The 16657-nt window shown below is 68.0% G+C and carries 14 protein-coding genes, 1 pseudogene and 1 other annotated feature; of the genes and pseudogenes, 8 read left to right on the forward strand and 7 right to left on the reverse strand.

The genetic code is table 11. The annotated features are described in order from the left end of the window. Window positions 1-128 precede the first annotated feature (128 nt). Window positions 129-332: a hypothetical protein gene (locus ACNF49_RS29605; protein WP_498703189.1), complete on the reverse strand. Its 204-nt coding sequence runs from the start codon at window positions 330-332 to the stop codon at window positions 129-131. A gap of 345 nt (window positions 333-677) precedes the next feature. Further along, window positions 678-974 carry a hypothetical protein gene (locus ACNF49_RS29610; protein WP_482939527.1) on the reverse strand — a complete coding sequence of 99 codons (297 nt, stop codon included), beginning with the start codon at window positions 972-974 and terminating at the stop codon, window positions 678-680. A 270-nt stretch (window positions 975-1244) separates the two neighbouring features. On the opposite strand from ACNF49_RS29610, the gene ACNF49_RS29615 reads away from it, so the two are divergent. Continuing rightward, the gene (locus ACNF49_RS29615; RefSeq protein ID WP_482939528.1) at window positions 1245-1397 is read left to right on the forward strand and encodes a hypothetical protein; all 153 of its coding nucleotides are present in this window, start codon (window positions 1245-1247) and stop codon (window positions 1395-1397) included. 533 nt (window positions 1398-1930) lie between these two features. Then, the gene (locus ACNF49_RS29620) at window positions 1931-2113 is read left to right on the forward strand and encodes a hypothetical protein (RefSeq protein ID WP_482939529.1); all 183 of its coding nucleotides are present in this window, start codon (window positions 1931-1933) and stop codon (window positions 2111-2113) included. 560 nt (window positions 2114-2673) lie between these two features. On the opposite strand, the gene ACNF49_RS29625 is transcribed toward ACNF49_RS29620, so the two are convergent. Beyond that, the gene (locus ACNF49_RS29625; RefSeq protein ID WP_482939530.1) at window positions 2674-2904 is read right to left on the reverse strand and encodes a hypothetical protein; all 231 of its coding nucleotides are present in this window, start codon (window positions 2902-2904) and stop codon (window positions 2674-2676) included. Window positions 2905-3095: 191 nt separating this feature from the next. Between ACNF49_RS29625 and ACNF49_RS29630 the strand changes: the two genes are divergently transcribed. Beyond that, window positions 3096-3518 (forward strand): hypothetical protein, encoded by a 423-nt coding sequence (locus ACNF49_RS29630; protein WP_482939531.1) that lies wholly within the window; start codon window positions 3096-3098, stop codon window positions 3516-3518. Window positions 3519-4128: 610 nt separating this feature from the next. Here ACNF49_RS29630 and ACNF49_RS29635 read toward each other — a convergent pair. Continuing rightward, window positions 4129-5351, reverse strand: a protein-coding gene (locus ACNF49_RS29635) for an IS3 family transposase (RefSeq protein ID WP_482939532.1) whose coding sequence is annotated in 2 segments (ribosomal slippage) — window positions 4129-5072 and window positions 5072-5351 — 1224 coding nt in all. Because the reading frame shifts where the segments join, the coding sequence is not laid out codon by codon here. Further along, window positions 4960-5073, reverse strand: a sequence feature (AL1L pseudoknot). It overlaps the preceding gene by 114 nt. 1142 nt (window positions 5352-6493) lie before the next feature. Here ACNF49_RS29635 and ACNF49_RS29640 point away from each other — a divergent pair. Next, window positions 6494-7686: pseudogene (locus tag ACNF49_RS29640) on the forward strand (IS701 family transposase). A 130-nt stretch (window positions 7687-7816) separates the two neighbouring features. On the opposite strand, the gene ACNF49_RS29645 reads toward ACNF49_RS29640, so the two are convergent. Both ACNF49_RS29645 and ACNF49_RS29650 read right to left on the reverse strand, forming a co-directional pair. Then, window positions 7817-8062, reverse strand: a complete 246-nt coding sequence (locus ACNF49_RS29645; protein WP_482939533.1) for an acyl carrier protein — start codon at window positions 8060-8062, stop codon at window positions 7817-7819. Window positions 8063-8493: 431 nt separating this feature from the next. Next, on the reverse strand, window positions 8494-10947 hold the full coding sequence (locus ACNF49_RS29650; protein WP_498703191.1) for a haloacid dehalogenase-like hydrolase: 2454 nt from the start codon (window positions 10945-10947) through the stop codon (window positions 8494-8496). Window positions 10948-11309: 362 nt separating this feature from the next. On the opposite strand from ACNF49_RS29650, the gene ACNF49_RS29655 reads away from it, so the two are divergent. Both ACNF49_RS29655 and ACNF49_RS29660 read left to right on the forward strand, forming a co-directional pair. Beyond that, entirely contained in the window at window positions 11310-11897 is a 588-nt protein-coding gene (locus ACNF49_RS29655) for an isochorismatase family protein (RefSeq protein ID WP_482939535.1), read from the forward strand. Window positions 11898-12011: 114 nt separating this feature from the next. After that, window positions 12012-12200, forward strand: a complete 189-nt coding sequence (locus ACNF49_RS29660) for a hypothetical protein (protein WP_482939536.1) — start codon at window positions 12012-12014, stop codon at window positions 12198-12200. 123 nt (window positions 12201-12323) lie between these two features. Here the strand turns inward: ACNF49_RS29660 and ACNF49_RS29665 are convergent, their stop codons facing one another. Next, on the reverse strand, window positions 12324-13007 hold the full coding sequence (locus ACNF49_RS29665) for a site-specific integrase (protein WP_482939537.1): 684 nt from the start codon (window positions 13005-13007) through the stop codon (window positions 12324-12326). A 584-nt stretch (window positions 13008-13591) separates the two neighbouring features. On the opposite strand from ACNF49_RS29665, the gene ACNF49_RS29670 reads away from it, so the two are divergent. After that, window positions 13592-14410 (forward strand): hypothetical protein, encoded by an 819-nt coding sequence (locus ACNF49_RS29670; RefSeq protein ID WP_482939538.1) that lies wholly within the window; start codon window positions 13592-13594, stop codon window positions 14408-14410. 170 nt (window positions 14411-14580) lie between these two features. Beyond that, window positions 14581-16578, forward strand: coding sequence for a PLL family lectin (locus ACNF49_RS29675; protein ID WP_482939539.1), 1998 nt, complete (start codon window positions 14581-14583; stop codon window positions 16576-16578). The last annotated feature ends 79 nt before the right edge of the window (window positions 16579-16657 follow it).

A 16657-nucleotide genomic window follows, 5' to 3' on the forward strand; every position in this document is an offset into this window, starting at 1 on the left:
GTGGTGCACTACCGCTGATTCCTGCGGACTCCTCCTCGATCCCCATCGTGGTGGGCGCCGTTCATCAGAGAACCGTGGGTGTCGACTTCCATCAGCGATGCGAGCGAAAGGAAGCCGGCACCAATGGCTCACCACTTCACGAGCTGGCCGTCCCGACACACGTAGATCTGGCCGTCGACGGTGCCGAACTGGCCCTCTTTCCAGCGGCTGCTCCATCCGGACCAGCCCTGGGGGTGTACGCCGCAGTCGACACTGGTCGCCGTTGCTGACGCCGTCTGGGTGGTGGCGGTCGTGCTGGGCGCCAGCAGGGCGGCTGCTGCGCTGGCTCCCACGATCAGAGCGTAAAGTCCGGTGGTTTTGTGCATGTTTGCTTCACCTTTCGGATATCACCTATAGCGATTTGTCTGTCACGCTTTGTGTTCATCGAAGCTGAGCCAGATCCGAGCCGTCGACGCCGCAGTCAACACCGATCGGCTCAATGACGGCACCCGCTGAATTGATGACCCGCAAGGCGGCCCGGGGCGTCGGAAGATCAACGCCCCGGAACGCCATCGACCGTAACCTTGTGAAGGCTCCAGGCGGCGTAGCGTGATGTCAACGACGCCCTGGCTCGTGATGGAGAATGCTGCCCCTCGAGACGGCGGCCGCACGTTCAGGGGGCTGCGGTTCTGCTCAGGTCACCTCACCCAGTGCGCCGCGATTGTGGTGCGTCCGTCTCCGTTGCTGATGATGGCGGCCGAGCCGGCCTGCCCGATGCGGTAGGCGTGGAGGGTCGGGACATCCCCGACGGCGAAGTTGTGCAGGAAGGTCTGCCCGATCGTGTCCTGGACCACTGCGTCGGAGTTCTCGATGCCGCTCAGGGCCTCGGTGCCGGCGAGGAGTTGTCCGTTCTTGAACAGGGCTGTGGTGACCCACAGTTGCGCGGTCGTGGGCACGCTGATCGAGGGGCGGACGTGGTAGGAGACCGACCACAAGCCCGCATGTGGGCCCAGACCAGCCCGCTCAGCTTCCACCACGCCTTGACCGGCCAAGACCGCGCCTGCGAGCAGATCACCGACGTTCCTCCGCTCACCATCCCACCGTCGGCGATCCTCTCGATCGGGTGTCGCAGGATCGAACACCCCTATGGCGTCACAATATGTAGTAATGCCACTACTATGTGTGATGGACAGTGATTCCTCACCACCGCTCACCCCGGCGCCCGCACCACGCGGGCCCTGACCGCGTCCACGGTGTGCCGCAGTGTGCAGACCACTTCGCGCATCCGCGCAGACGACTTCGGAAACCGACACCCGATCACCACAGGCGCGGGCAAGCGTGGCGCCTACCCCTCCATCAAGATGCTGACCGCCGTGGCCGCCGACTTCAAGGACCGCCGCCGGGCGACCGCGACGTAAGCCGACGTGGCGGAGGACGGCGCGCCCGGCTCGCGGCTGGCCCAAACCCAGGCCGACCACGACCGCCACCGCTGGAACGTCGTTGCTCCCACCGGCGAGGTCGCCGGTACGGTGACCTCGCCGGTCGGCGCGACCAGGCGTGGGAGGCGACCGCCGGCGACCCGATGAAGCGGCACCACCTGGTCCCGGCCGAGCCGGTCGGCGACAAGCCGGGCCGCAGCAGCGCTGAGCGGTGCCGGCGGACCCGGAACGCGGCCGCGCTGCCGGTCGCGCGACGGCATGGCCGGCCTGACCAGCCGGGCCGCTACATCGGTCTCGGCAGTGATCGCGGAAATCCAACGGATATGTCCTGGCCTGCCCTGACCTGCCCAGATGTGAGGGCGCCGCAGAAGGCGGTCTGCTCCCGAACATGCCCCCGCCCGCCGAGGACGCCAGCAAGGGGCCAGTGGCCCCTTGCGAAGCGGGACCGGATCCCGACTTCCGGAGCACGCGGACCGCTACCGCTCCTAGCTAGGTTCTGAGACGATCAGCAGGTGCTGATGACGCCTCGCCTCGGCACGGACCGGGACAACCTTCCGCAGGCGCTCCTCCACGTCCATGCCGAGGTGGTCAACGCCCGGGGGACGTCCGGTAACTTGATCGAAACCACCTGGGCCTACGCGAAATGGGCGGACAACGCCGTCTATGCCCCTGCGGAGCAGCATCGGCGCATCTGACCTCGACCGGCTTGTCCTTACCCGCCGTTACTGGATGATCCAGCCGCTCACCACGGACCAGCTCGCGGAAGGCATGCAGCCGGTCGTCAACACCGAGCCCGAGCTTGCTGAGCGGGCCGACGCTCTGCAGGCCGCGATCGACGCACTGCGGCATCAGATCACCCGCTGGTCGCGCGCAAGTATGTTCGCCGTCGCGGACACGGCGGCCAGAGCAGAACCCGAGCCGCACAGGCCGCCCGCCAAAGACTGTGCCGCATCCCGCCGAACTCTGGCCCGCGCAGGTCGGCGACCAGGTGCCCCCATGCCGTCCACGAACGCTGAGTACGTATGTGAGATGTGCGGCCACCCTGGCACGCCGCTCCGTCTACCGGTCCATGCCTGCCCTCGTCATCGAATCGTCGTCAAGATCGCTTTTGTAGCGCCAAAATCCGGCCCGATCCTCCCCGGAGGCCGGCCTGACCGCGCCCAGAAACACCGCGATGATCCGGTCAGCCCGGATGGGGTGGGCAGAGGTCCAGGAGTGGCATGGCCGCTCCTGGACCTCTCAGGCTCTCGATGGGCTAAAGGCCCTGAATGCCAGTCATGTCGATGGGCTCATACTCGCCCTTCTTGACGGCCTCGATGACCGCATCCCCAAACTCGCGGACACCTGCGGCCACGACGGGCTGTACCACCGGGTGGAGGGGGCCGGTGAGGGCCCCAATGGCGTGGCCCGCGAGCTCACCGGTTGCCGCGTAGGCGATCTTCGCGCGCCGCTCCTCCGCAGCACTCATTTTGGTCTTCTTGGTCACTGGGGAACGCTCCTCTCGGGGCCGCGCCAGGGGTCAGCGGCCCCACGACTTAGAGACTAGGTCGAGAAGAGGAAGGGTGAGTGATGTGGATCACACACCTTCGGCGATGCGGTGGTAGGCCCGTGCGGCTTCCATCTCCTGGGACGAGAGGCTGCCGTGGTACTCCAGGAACCAATCACCAGATCGAGTGCGTGTACTGGGACAGCGGCACCGCTCACCTGCTGCCCCGCCTGCTCCGGCTCCCGGACGGCAGCCCGCGCACGCGCGGCCCGCTGTTCCTGTCCGAACGCCGCCCCGTCCCCGCCCGCCGTATGGCGGCCGGTGATATCTGTCCGCACACCGGCCGCGCCCGCCTGGGATACGACCGCGCCCACGTCCTGTTGGAGAAGTACGTCGGCCTCGATCTGCACCAGCTGCGCCACAGCGCTGCCACCCACCTCGGCGAGGAAGAGGTCGCGCTGCAGCTCATCATGGACAAGAGCCGGCAGAAGAACCCCGTACCGCCATGCGCTACGTCAAACCCGGACCTGAGGCCATCGCCAAGGTCACCGAGGTCCTGGCACCCCGCCGCCGCACCCACTGATCAACTGACTGGCGGCTGGCCGGAGCCATAGGAGTTCCGGGCCTACTGGACGAACAAGCAGAGGAGAAGTAGGGCGTACAGGATCTCAATTTCGTACGCCCTACGCTTCCTTCTTCGCTTGCTTGTCCAGCCGGCGAGGTTTCCCCGCAGATCCTTAACCTGTGCAGTAAGGTACGCCGGGCCCTCCCCGGACAAGCACGCGTGTACCGCACTTTCCGCGTGGGCAGCAGAGTTGCCCTCCGCAACATTCGTCGCAGCATGCCTCCCCACTGTTGGGACAGGCAATCTGGCTCCCGCAGCAGCGCGTGCGCAACGGGGTGGCATGGTCTTTTTCGCAGCAGCCAGTCTGCGTGCACACCTGGCCTGATGGGCAGGGCCCGCCAGCGGCTGGGCAGAACTCGCTTTTCGGTATGCAGCCCTGAGAGGTGCATACCTCGTCGGGCTTGCAACGCCGAGCGGACGCTGGACAGATCTCGCTTTGCGGAATGCATCCTTCATCGGTGCATGCCTCGTCAGGCTTGCAGCATCCGAATGGCATGCAGGATGTCCCTGGGCCACAGTGCTTGACTTCACCATTGAGGCAGATCGTGTTTTCGGGCCAGAACGCGATATGAACCGCGCCGGGTTTGTTGGAGACCGGGTTATGTGGCTGGGGTGAGAGTAGCTGAGTTGATCTCTGCGCGGTAGAGGGCTTCGTATTCGGCGGGTGGAAGGTCCTGGCAGGCGCTGTGGAGTCGGCGGTTGTTGTACCAGTCGACCCATTCCATGGTGGCGAGTTCGACGTCGTCCAGGCCCTTCCACGGGCCGCGGCGGTGGATCAGTTCGGTCTTGTACAGTCCGATGGTGCTCTCGGCCAGGGCGTTGTCGTAGCTGTCCCCGCGCGAGCCGACCGAGCTGACCGCGCCGGCGTCGGCGAGCCGGTCGGTGTAGCGGATGGATAGATATTGGCAGCCGCGGTCGGAGTGGTGCACCAGCCCGTTCAGCGTGTCGGTCTGGCCGCCGCGGCGCCACAGGGCCATCTCCAGCGCGTCCAGTGGCAGGTCGGTACGCAGGTGGTCGGTCAGCCGCCAGCCGACGATCATCCGCGAGTAGACGTCGATGACGAACGCGGCGTAGACGAACCCGGCCCAGGTGTGGATGTAGGTCAGGTCGGCCACCCACAGCCGGTTCGGCGCCGGCGCGGCGAAGTCCCGCTCGACCAGGTCGGCCGGCCGCGGACACAGCGGCTCAGCGATGGTGGTGCGGCGCTTGTGATCGCCCCGGACCGCGCCGGACAGCCCTAACCTGCGCATCAACCGGGCGACCGTGCAGCGGGCCACGGCCACGCCCTGGCGGTTGAGCGCCTTCCACATCTTGCGCACCCCGTACACCTCGAAGTTGTCGTTCCACAGCCGGATGATCTCGGCCGACAGCTGCTCGTCGCGTCGCTGCCGGGCCGAGGGCGGCCGGTTGCGGGCCGCGTAGTACGTCGCCGGCGCGAGATCGAGCACCTGGCAGATCGGTTCGACACCGAATTCGTCGCGGTGGGCGTCGATGAAGGCGACTATCTGGGCGGTCGGGGGTCGAGTTCCCGGGCGAAAAAAGCGGCCGCCGACTTCAGGATCTCATTGGCCCGGCGCAGTTCACGGATCTCCCGTTCGAGCTCGGCGATCCTCTGCGCATCGGCTGTCGAGGTGCCCGGCCGCTGTCCTCCGTCGACCTCGGCCTGCCGGACCCAGCTGCGCAACGCTTCGCGGTGGACGCCGAGCTGCTGGGCGACCCGGGCGATGGCGCCTGGCGCGTTGCCGGTCTGCTCGCGGACCTCGAACACCATCCGCACCGCGCGCTCACGTACTTCCTGCGGGTACTTCCTGGGGGCTGGCATCGCGTGTGATTCTCCCTTCCGCCAGCACGATCATGCTGGCTTCAGGGCCTCCAAGAAAGTCGGTGCGGTTCAATACCATTGCAGCACTCCATCCCATGCTGGAGGCAGGCCACGTCACGACTACCGTCGGCACGCGCCGCACCGATACACGGCTCGGTGCCATGAAGGCAGCAGTATTCCTTTCCGTCAACCCAGAATGAATCGCACGGCGGAGGCGGCGGTGAGCTGCAGACATGCTGACACCGCTGCTTACATTCATAGGAAGTTTCCTCAGGTGCGCATTCTGTCATGCATTGGCTCACGCAGCCCGCAAGCAGGACGCCGCCCTCGATACCAGCGCCTCGCGCGGCTGTGTGGTATCGCCTGCTGGTCTGGTACAGCGAACTCTCCGCTGTAGCGGTCGGTACCTTCATGACGTCTCACCTCCCGGCCGTGCTAGCGGTCGTAGTAGGGAGATAGTTTGGTGGTCAGGAAGGGGAATTCTTCTTCAACATCTACTCGGACGAAGAATTTCTATGGGAGCCAGGTAGGTACAGGCCTCGAATATCAGAGTGTTGCGGCGTGCCGATCGACATACAGACCGCCAAGGTAGCCTGACACTCCTTGATCGCTACCCCTCGGACCTGACCAACGCGCAATAGGAACTGATCGAGCCCCAACTGCCCCAGCCGAACACTGGGACGCCTGGAGAAGTCTCTGCGCAGGTAGATCGCCAACGCGAGCCGGTACGTCGTCCGCTGAGGGTGCCCCTTGACGCCATCTGCCCACCGACCTGCCGCTCCGGCTACTTGCTGGCAACGGAACAGAGCCCATGCGCTACGTCAAACCCGGCCCCGAAGCCATCGCCAAGGCCACCGAGGTTCTGGCGCCCCGCCGCCGCACCCACTGATCACCCCCAGCGGCGACTGGCCGGAGCTGCAGGAATTCCTGGCCATCACGGATCACTAACAGGCGAAGAAGCCCCAGGTCGCTACCGCCAATTTCTGCACTCAGCCTCCTCGGACGCCGAGATCACGAGCTTAGGAAGATCACACCCGAGCAGCGATTACTCGAAATCCGTCAGACTGGCTTGCACAGTCTTCGTCAAAGGGTGAGCGACTCCTAGTACTGCAGCGAGGTTTTGTGATCTGTAACGTGGAGGCATGCCAGATGACTTAACCACTGCTGAACTGCAGGAGTGGGTCACAGGGCTGGATGTGCTGTTCGGCCGGGTTGCGGGCCGGTTCGGGCGAGTGGAACCGCGTCGGCAGGCGCGGGCCTACCTGCTGGGATTACTGGCCCCCATAGACCGGAAGAACAGCTGGCAGCTGGCCGAAGCGGCCGGAGACGCAGCGCCGGATCGCATGCAACGCCTGCTCAACAGCGCCCGCTGGGACCCGCGCCAAGTACGCGTCGACCTGCGTGAGTACGTGATGAACCATCTCGGCCACCATGACGGTGTGCTGATCGTGGACGAGACGGGCTTCCTGAAGAAGGGCGACAAGTCGGCTGGGGTACAGCGCCAGTACTCCGGAACCGCTGGCCGGGTGGAGAACTGCCAGGTGGGCGTTTTCCTGGCCTACGCTTCCCCGCTCGGGCGGGCGCTGATCGACGCTGAGCTGTATCTGCCCAGGTCCTGGACCGACGATCGTGACCGCTGCGCCCGGGCCGGTATCCCGGCCGACGTGCCCTTCGCCACCAAGCCGGCACTGGCACGCACGATGCTGACCCGCGTGCTTCAGGCCGGCGTGCCGGTGTCGTGGGTCACCGCAGATGAGGCTTACGGCCTGGACTTCAAGTTTCGGCGTTTCCTGGAAGAACACCGCCTCAGCTACGTGGTGGCGGTGCCCAAGAGCCAATGGGTCGGCACCGACTGGGGCGGGGATCGTGCCGACACCGCCACCGCCCAGGCCCCCGCCGAGGCGTGGAAGCGCCGCTCCTTCGGCCGCGGCGCCAAGGGCGAACGACTGTATGACTGGGCACTGGGATCGGTGCGTTTCGAGGTCGAGCCCGGCTATCAGCGTCGGCTGCTGGCCCGGCGCAGCCTGCCCCCCAACGCCAAGGGCGAACGGGAACTGGCCTACTACCTGTGCTACGCCCCGGCCGGCACCAGCCTGGAGGACCTCATCGCCGTCGCCGGCAGCAGGTGGTTATCGAGGAATGCTTCCAGAGCGCCAAGAACGAGACCGGCCTGGACCATTACCAGGTTCGCCGCTTCGACGCCTGGCACCGTCACATCACGCTGGCGATGCTCGCCCACGCCTTCCTGGCCGTCACCGCCGCGCATTTCCCAAAAACCCAAGCGAGCTGGTCCGCCTCACACCAGTCGAGATCCGCCGTCTGCTGGCACACCTGACCAGCACTCTCATCCGCCCGCTCGCCCAGGTTCTGGCCTGGTCCCACTACCGACGCCTCCATCAGACCCGCGCCAGGGCCAGCCACTACAGGAGACATCGGCTGAAACATTTCGAAAGCTCGCTGTAGTACTAGCGCGGTGCTCGCCTTTGGATGTATGTGATCGCATCGTTGAGAGTGCGGATATTTTGGGCGTCCCCCTCGGGGATCTCCAGGTTGTACTCCTGCTCCAGGGCCGCGATGATCTCAGCCATGGCCATGTCGTCGGCTCCGAGGTCATCAATGAGCAAGGCCACGCGATTCACCTCCCCTGTGAGGTCGAGCTGTTCGGCGACGATCTGCTTTACCCGCGCCTCGATAGTGGTCTCGGTGGTCATGGAGCCCCCCTGGCTCGCCGGACGAATCGCCTCGAGCCTCTCATGCGAGAACACGCAACTGGCGGTTCGACATGCGCAGGTCACGCCCCTTGCCGACGACTTAGATGTCAGACCGTCCTCACAGCATGGCTACCTAGCGTTACGGGACGGCGGCTGCGGCCACGTCCGGGAGAAGACCTCCGTGACCCGCCCGTGACCCGCCGCTGACATCAACCGCTGACGTCAACTGGACACTCGGCACCGGTCGCGGTCGCCGGCTCGCCGCTGCGGCTTGCTTGTCTAGCGTCTCGGGGGCTCGATAGTAATTGCCGAAATCGGGCGGATATCGCCGACCGGCGTCGACATCCGGCCGTCCCCTGGCCAGGGCCGATGCCAGGCGGCGGCCCGTTGTGCCGGATCCGCGATTATCACCGGGCCCGGGCCCGGGGGGATCATCGCCGAGCACGATTCTGGCGCGCGGGGCCGCGCCCGCCGCAGTGCGGGCTGCTCAGGTGCAGGCCGGGATGCAGGTAGGTCAGGGCCAGCAACACGAAGTTGTTGGTCAGTACGGGCACGCTGTAGCGCAGCGGGCGGGGTGCGGCCTGGTCGGAAACGGAGGTGGTGTAGCCGCCGTCGGCGTCCTGGTGCCGCAGCAGGTAGGCCAGGCCGCGCTCGATGGTGGCGGTGTGCTGGTGGGCGGGCGCCAGGGCGGTGAGGGTGTAGGCGGTGCTGATCGGGTCGCTGGGCTCGGCGGGGGTTTGTCCCCAGCCGCCGTCGGTGTGGGCGGTGGCCAGCAGGCGGCTTTCGGCGGCGGTGATGGCGGGTTGCAGGCGGCCGTGGTGAGCCAGGGGGTGGTGGTGGTAGGCGGCGCGGAGTGCGTGAATGGCGCGGAACATGGCGTTGGCCTCGCTGAGGCTCCAGCTGCGTTCGAAGGTGCCGTCGGGCTGCTGGGCGTCGAGCAGGAAGCTGATCGCGCGGTGCAGCGGGGCGGCGTGGGCGTGCCGGTAGGGGGTGAGCACCAGGGCGGTGTTGGCGGTCATCGCCGCTTCCGGCGGGTGGCTGGGGTGGTAGGTGGCCACGCCGCCGCCGGGGCCGATGAAGCGGCACAGGTTGGCGCGGCCGGCTTCGATCGGCCGGCGGTAGCGGTCGGCGTCGACGGCGTGCAGGAAGGCCAGGACGTGGGCGGTGCTGTCGGTGTCGGTCTGCCGCACGCCTTCGGCATACGGCCAGCCGCCGTCGCCGGCCTGCTGGTCGGCCAGATAGTCGGCCATCGCGGTGATGGTGGGCGGGCAGGCGCCGGCTCGGGTCAGGGCCAGTCCGGCGGTGGCGGTGGTGAAGATCTCTTCGCTGGTGATGAACGGCAGCCCGTCGTCGGGGTTGAGGGCGGCGACCAGGTGGCCGATGCCGTCGCTGATCACCGGGTGGCCGGGCAGCACGCGGTGCAGCGCCAGCAGGGCGAACAGGTGGGAGAAGGTCATGTGCTCGATCACGCCGCGGCGCTGGCCGTGCTCGGTGGTGGCCAGCAGGCGGGCGGTGAGTTCGGGCGCCACCGGGTCGGCGGTGTTGAGCAGGTGGATGGCCATCAGTCGCAGCCGGGTCCAGGTGGTCTGGCCGCGGTGTTCGAACGCCTCGGAGGGGGCGTGGACCTGGAACGGCTCCGGCCCGACCGCGGCGAGGATCGCGGCCAGGGCGAGCTTCTTGCGGGCCGAGGAATGCTGGTCGGCGCGGTGGAAGGTGGCGTCGATGAGCCGTTCACGCTCGCGTTCGCCGATGGTGATGCCGTGCAGGGTGGCGTTGATGACGGCGGCCTCGAACGGCTCGGCCGCCGGCGCGCATCGGGCCAGGTAGGCGTGCAGGCGGGCTTGCCGGTGCGGCAGCCGCCCTTCGCGGCGCAGCAGGGTCAGCAGCAACGCGGACTCGATCGCCCGGCTGCCGGTGGCGCCTTTGATGGCGCCGCGGTCGGAGACCTCGGCCAGGATGCGTTCGCTCAGCCGCTGTGCCGCTCGCCTCACCGTCTCCCCGCTCACTCGTGGCCCGCCGGCAGGCCCAGCGACAGACATAGCAGCTGACACAGGGACGGGTACAGGGACGGGCGCAGGGCCAGGGCCTGGGCGCGGAGCGGCACCTGGCGGCCGGCCTGGTCGTCCGACCGGCACCGCTCCAGGCATCAAGGACGGCACCGGCCCAGGCGTCGGGCAGGGCTGCGGTTCGGGGCCGGGTTCAGGCGGCTGGTCCAGGCCGAGCCTGTTGCGCAGAACCGCAGGCAGGCTGTGGCGGTCAGCGAGCGGCCAGCCGTGCTCGGCGGCCAGCAGGCGCAGGGCCGGGGAGGCTTCGAAGGCGATGGGGTGCCCGGCCCGGCGCAGCACGTCGGCGTCGCCGAGGGAGTTGCCCAGCGCCATCGATGATGACCAGCTCACCTTCCGCTCGCCGGCCAGGTCGGCCACCACGTCGTGCTTGGCCGGCAGGGCCGTGCCGGCGACCTCGCCGCTGTACAGGCCGTCTTCCTCGGCGAACCGGGTGCCGCAAAACAGCTCGATCCCCAGCTCGGCGGCCAGATGCGCGACCATGTCGTGCGGGCCGCCGGAGATGAGCATCACGGTGAAGCCCGCCCGGCGCAGCGCGGTCACCATCGGCAGGACGAAGGGGAACACGCGGCCGCGTCTGACCTGCCACAGCTCAGCGACCACCTGAGCCACCACCCGGCAGGGCACGTCGGTCAGCGAAGCGGCGAACAGTTCGTTGGCGCGCATTGCGGCTGCGGTCGATTCCGGGTCGCTTCCGGCCATGGCCTGGCGCAGCCTGGCCAGCCGGTCAGACGGACACCATCCGCGCTCGGCCAGCATGGCGGGCAGCGGCCCGGCCAAGGTGTCCGGCACCAACGTGCCGTCCACATCCAGCACCGCCACCCGCATGACTCTCCTCCACAGATCGGCAACTCAGCGTTGCGACTCTATTACCCTACGCATACTGAGCTATGGGTAGATCGGCTTCCCTGGACGTCTCCGGGCCCACTTCCATCCCCGAGCGGGCGCCGGCGCCGGTTGACGCAGGCGTGCGGTTCCAGCCCTTTCTGGGCCAACAATGCGAGTACATACGGTGAATACACCTCCACTTAAAGTTACAATCGGTTGGAATGGTGGCCTGCATTCGGAGGGGCGAACCGCCCTGCACGCCCTACCGAGCCGGCCAAACGTCCAGCGAGGGGCGTGCCCGCCTCTCGGCGGAAGGGCGATCACCGGAGAGGTTCGCCCAGAGAAAGGGGATTTCTGTGAGTCGTGCACTGATCATCGTGGATGTGCAGAAGGACTTCTGCGAGGGCGGCAGCGTTCCGGTGAAGGGCGGCGCGGACCGAGCCGCCGCCATCGCCGAGCTGATCCGGCGCGCCGACGGGCAGTACACCTTCGTCGTCGCCACCCGCGACCACCACATCGACCCTGGCGCCCACTTCTCCGACAACCCCGACTTCCACGACTCGTTCCCTGTGCACTGCGTCGCCGGCACCGAGGGAGGCGAGTTCCATCCGGATTTCGCGCCCGCTGTCGACTCCGGGTACGTCGACGAGGTCTTCTTCAAGGGCGCGCACTCGGCCTCCAAGAGCGGTTTCGAGGGCTCGACCCAGGACGGCACGAAACTGTCGGACTGGCTGAAGGCCCGTGACATCACCGACCTCGATGTCGTCGGCATCGCGACCGATCACTGCGTGAAGGCCACCGCTCTGGACGGAGCACGCGCGGGCTTCTCGGTGCGGGTCCTGCTCGACTACACCGCCGGAGTCGCCGCCGACACCACCCGCACCGCACTCGACGAAATGCGTCAGGCCGGTGTCGCGCTGAGCGGTGAACCTGTCCTCGCCTGAACAGACCGGCCCGGCCTGCTCGCCGGGCTTCGCCACTCGCCCCAAACAACGTTGACCCTGATAATCAAGGCCCCCGGGTCCACGACGACCACCACCACACCCGGCGCTTCTGGCATGCCCGAGGGGCAGCTCGACGAGGCCGAACGGCGGTCGCCCGGGATACTGCTGGGCGCCCTGGTCGTGATCCTCACCCAGCTCGTCATGGTCGCGATCAGGGCGATGACGCCCGTGCACATGCACGACCATGGCCACGGCACCGCCGCCTCCGGCCTCGTCATCGCCATTCACGTCGCGGCCATGTAACTGCCCTCACCCATGAGCGGATGGTTGGTCGACCGCTACGGTCGCCTCACCGTCGCCGCCTCGGGCCTCACCCTCCTGGCCGCGTGCCACCGCCCGCCGGTGAATCGCCGTTCGGCGACCTTCTCAGCGATCTTTCTCGTTCGTGCGTGTGACCAGATAGGCGTTCCAATCGCGTGCGGCGCGCCGCGTCCATTGCAGCGCTGAGGTGATGCTGATGCCCAGCAGCGTGCTGAGCACGGAGGCGGGCAGGTCAGCGGCGAGGCTGAGCAGCGCGGTATTGCGGACTGGTTGGGCTGGCAGCCCGGCGGCATGGAGTTTGCGCGACAAGGTCTGCGTGGAGCGAGGGGTTCCGACCGCGTAACCCGGAAAGAGCCATACTGATGGGGCCTCTTGCTGGATGGCCGACCACGGGCGCGCGCTGGCATACTGACGTGTCAGCAGCTCATGGACTGTTGGCGGCAGTGCGACGGTGTGCTCGCCACAACGCAGGGCTGGTGGTGGACCGTCGATGAGACTGCTGGTGGGCAGTTCGACGATTCGGCTGACCGGCAGCCCGTAGAGCAGCATGAGCGCGCCGGCGGCGCGCACATCCAGCGGAAGGTCCTCATCGCTCATGCAATGCTGCAGGAGCGTCCATCGCTGCTCCACGTCCACGTATGTGTGGGACGCGGCGCTGACCGGCGTGGGGACCTCCAGCCTGGCGGTCAGGCCACGGAGGTGGGCCCATCGCAGGAAGTAGCACACCTTCCAGCGCAACGCGCCGACGTGACGGGATTCCTCGACGAGCTGTGCCTCGCGCTGGCCCAAGGGCTGAAGGAGGCCGCACCGGTGTCCGTGTCGTGACCTGAAAGTGGTCAGCGGCGTCGGGACCGCTGGCGTTCGGTCCCCGCCAGGGCTGCGTCGAGCTCATACAGCCGCCGACGGTACGTCCCGCAATCACCAGGTGGCGGCCCACCGTAGTCACGGGGAGCCCAGGCCTCGGACGGCTAGGACGGGCGTCGCGCCGCTGTTCAGCGGGTGACCGGGCATGAGAGCAGCGGACGCTTCGGCCGATGTCGTGATGGATGAACCTTGCGATGTTGTCGTGGTCGACCTTCGGGTGCGCTTGAAGCATGACCTCCCGGGGCGGCGTACCGCGCAGATCAGCTCCGGACCGGCTCCCACCTTCGCCTCGCGAGCCGCTGATGTCCTCAGTACACGCCGACGCAGCCGCCGCCCGCCGCCCGCCGCCACAAGAGCGAGGCCGACATCCGCGCCGAGCTGGCCGAGCGCGGCGTCCAGGCAGCCCGGGACGAGCAGGAGGCCGCCGAGCGGAAGCAGCGCCGAGTCCGGCAGGATGCCGACCGCCGGGTCGAGGCCGCCAAGGAGACGCCCGCGACGCCTGGGCCCAGGTGGCCGAGCATGAACGCGCCCGCGGCGCGGCCGAGCAGGCCCGCGACGACGCCCTGCGCGAGCGGGAGCAGGCCCAGGCCGAGCAGCAGCAGGTGGCCGCCGCGCTGGAGGAGGCCCGCCGCGAGCTCAACCGGCTACGCGCCGCAGCAGACCAGTATGCCCGCCAGGCCGCGACCTTGCGGGCCGCGGCTGCCGACGCCGACCTCGCCCGCGAACGCGCAGAGCACGACAGCCGCCACGCCCAGGCCCGTGCCGAAACCGCCGAGAGCCGCGCCGAGACCGCCCGGCAGGAGGCGGCCGACGCGCGCCTGGCCCTGGCCGCCGCGCAAGGCGAGGCCGCCACCGCCGCCCGGCTGCAAGAGCGCGCCGAGGACGAACTGCGCCAGACCCGCACCGAACGCGACACCCAGCGCGAGCGCGCCGTGACCGCCGAACAACAAGCCCGCGCCGCCCAGGCCGAACGCGAGCGCGACGCCGAACAGGTCCGGGACCTGCGTGACAGGCTGGCCGCCGCGCAGGCCGCCGCCGGGCTGGTGCTGCCCGAGCCGGCCGACCTCAGCGGCGACCTCGGCGACGGGGCGCGCGGCGTGTTGCTGCCCGAGGCTGGCATCGCCGTCGCCCGGCAGCCGGACGGCGCCGTGGTGCTGCACCACCAGGACCGGCAGATCCGGCTGAGCGACGGCCGGCACGCTGCCGCGCACGGCCGCGCTCTCCGGTCATCGAGGAGGCTGAGTGCAGAGATCGGTGGTACGCCTGTCGCCGCACTCCCAGGCGGGAGAGGAGGGTTTGCCGTCTGCGCAGCGTGCCGTGAGAGGTAGAAGGGCAGGCCCACCGTTGGGACATCGAACCGCGGGGGTGACCGCACCCCGTTGGCCGGTTGTGGACAACTCTCGGCTACGCCTACTCGAGGGGTGTAATCAACCCCTTGCGGTACGTAACGTCAATGTCGGTCCGGTCTGTCCGGGACCGGCCGTGAGGGAGGTAGCGCATGCCATATCCAACGCGCGCGGAGCGACTGGACCGCGTACGGGCCACCCTGCAGGGCCGCCCGGCCACCGAACGCCGCGCCTACCGGGCAACGCCGCCCCCGGCCGTCTTCTTGCTGGTCGGGGTGATGCTGCGTGGCGCCGCGCGCCTGGAGGCCGGGCTGGAGCTGACCGAGCTCGAACAAGAACTCGTCGACATGCTCCGGACACTGGCGGACGACGACGAGGAGGTCCGCGCGTTCGGCCGCACCTTCGCCGAGGAGAACACGGCCGGCACCCGCCAGATACTCTCCGCCACCGTGGCCGATCGCCCCCTCACCGAGGGCTACACACAAGACGACCTGGCCAAGGACATCGCCGCCCTGGGCGAGGAACTCCGCGCCCTGCCCAACGTGAACTTCGTGAACATCGACGCCCTCGCCGACGACGAGCCCCTCGACAGCGAGGACTTCCTCCAGGCCATGGCCGACTACGGCTACGGCGTCACCGTCGTCGGCAGCTCCCGCTCCGACACCGCGACTCCGGTCTCACCCCCGCCGATAGACCTGAGACTGGACCTGCAACGGTTCGAATGCCGGCGCAGTACCGGGGACACAGTGTTCGGCCCTCAAGACGAGATCTACTGGGCCTACGCCTCAGCCAACGAGACCGCCAGGAACAAGTGGAACAAGACACGGGAGTACGGCGACATCCAGACCGGTTCGGTGCGCGTGTTCGACGCGGGCACCACCCTGTTCAACGGCCGGGTCGGCAACAGCCTGCCCATCCACATCCAGTGCTGGGAAGCCGACGACAGCCCCTCCTCCTGGCACAACAAGCTCGTCGAAGACCTGAAGAAGATCGGCGACAAGCTGCAGCAGATCGCCTACCAGTTCAAGGACAATCCCGCCTGGTACTGGGAGGGCGGCGGATCGGACATCGGGGATTACCTCACTGTCATCACCGCGCTCGTCCAAGCGCTGATCGAGTGGTTCCGCAACGACGACGACCTGGTGCAGAGTCGCACCATCGTCTTCAGCCGGCCCGCGCTCGCCGCGCTGGCCAACCGCCCGGGCGCCACCGACCACTGGGGCTTCAACGGCATCGGCCGTTTCGATCTCCACCTCCGCCTCACCCTGCCTGACGAGGAACGGCTGCGCCTGACCACTTCCTCCAACGCCGGCACCTGGAGCCAGGGCGCGCTGCTGCCCACCGCTACCGCTCGCACGGGCGCCGCGCTGGCTGTCTTCGACGACAAGCTGTACTGCGCGCACACCAGCGGCGACTTCCAGCAAATGTGGTGGTGCCACTACGACGGCACCAACTGGGGCCCCGACACCCTCTTCCCCGGCCCCCTCAGCAACGCCGCACCCGCACTGGCCGCCTACGACAACAAGCTGTACTGCGTCCACCGTGGCAGTAACGACAACGAGCGGCTGTACTGGTCAACCTTCGACGGCACCGGCTGGAGCGCCGACACGCCAATCGGCGGCCACGCCAGCCCCTCCGCGCCGGCGCTGGCGGTTCTCGGGAACACCCTGTACTGCGTCTACCGTGGCCAGGGCAACGGCCATCTGCATACGGTGTACTACAACGGTAACGGCTGGTACCACGGCAACGCCTGGGACCAGAGAAGCGCGGACGGTCCGGCACTCGCCGTGTTCCAGAACAAGCTGTACTGCGTCTTCCGCGGCCCAGACTCCGACGAAAGACTCTACTGGGCGCGCCGGAACATCATGGGCGGCGGCAGCTGGAGCAGCCCCGCCCCCTTGGGCACCCACAACAGTGCCGTCTCACCGTCCCTGACGGTCTTCAACGACGGCACCGGCGCCAAGCTGTATGTCGTCCACCGCGGCAGCTACACCAATCGCAACACCAAGCTGTACTGGTCCAGCTTCGACGGCACCAGCTGGAGCACCGATACCGCCTTCAGCCCCGCTGCCACCTCCGTCGAACGCCCTGCCGTCGCGGCATACGACGGCAAACTCCACGTCGTCCACCGCGGCGGCGGCCTGCTGTAACCATCACCGCCGCAGCCTCGCCGAGCGCGCGGCCCGCCGCCTGGGGGCCCTTTGTCCAGCCGCATGGTGGCGCATTGGC

It is taken from the genome of Actinomadura sp. ATCC 39365 (assembly GCF_054392275.1).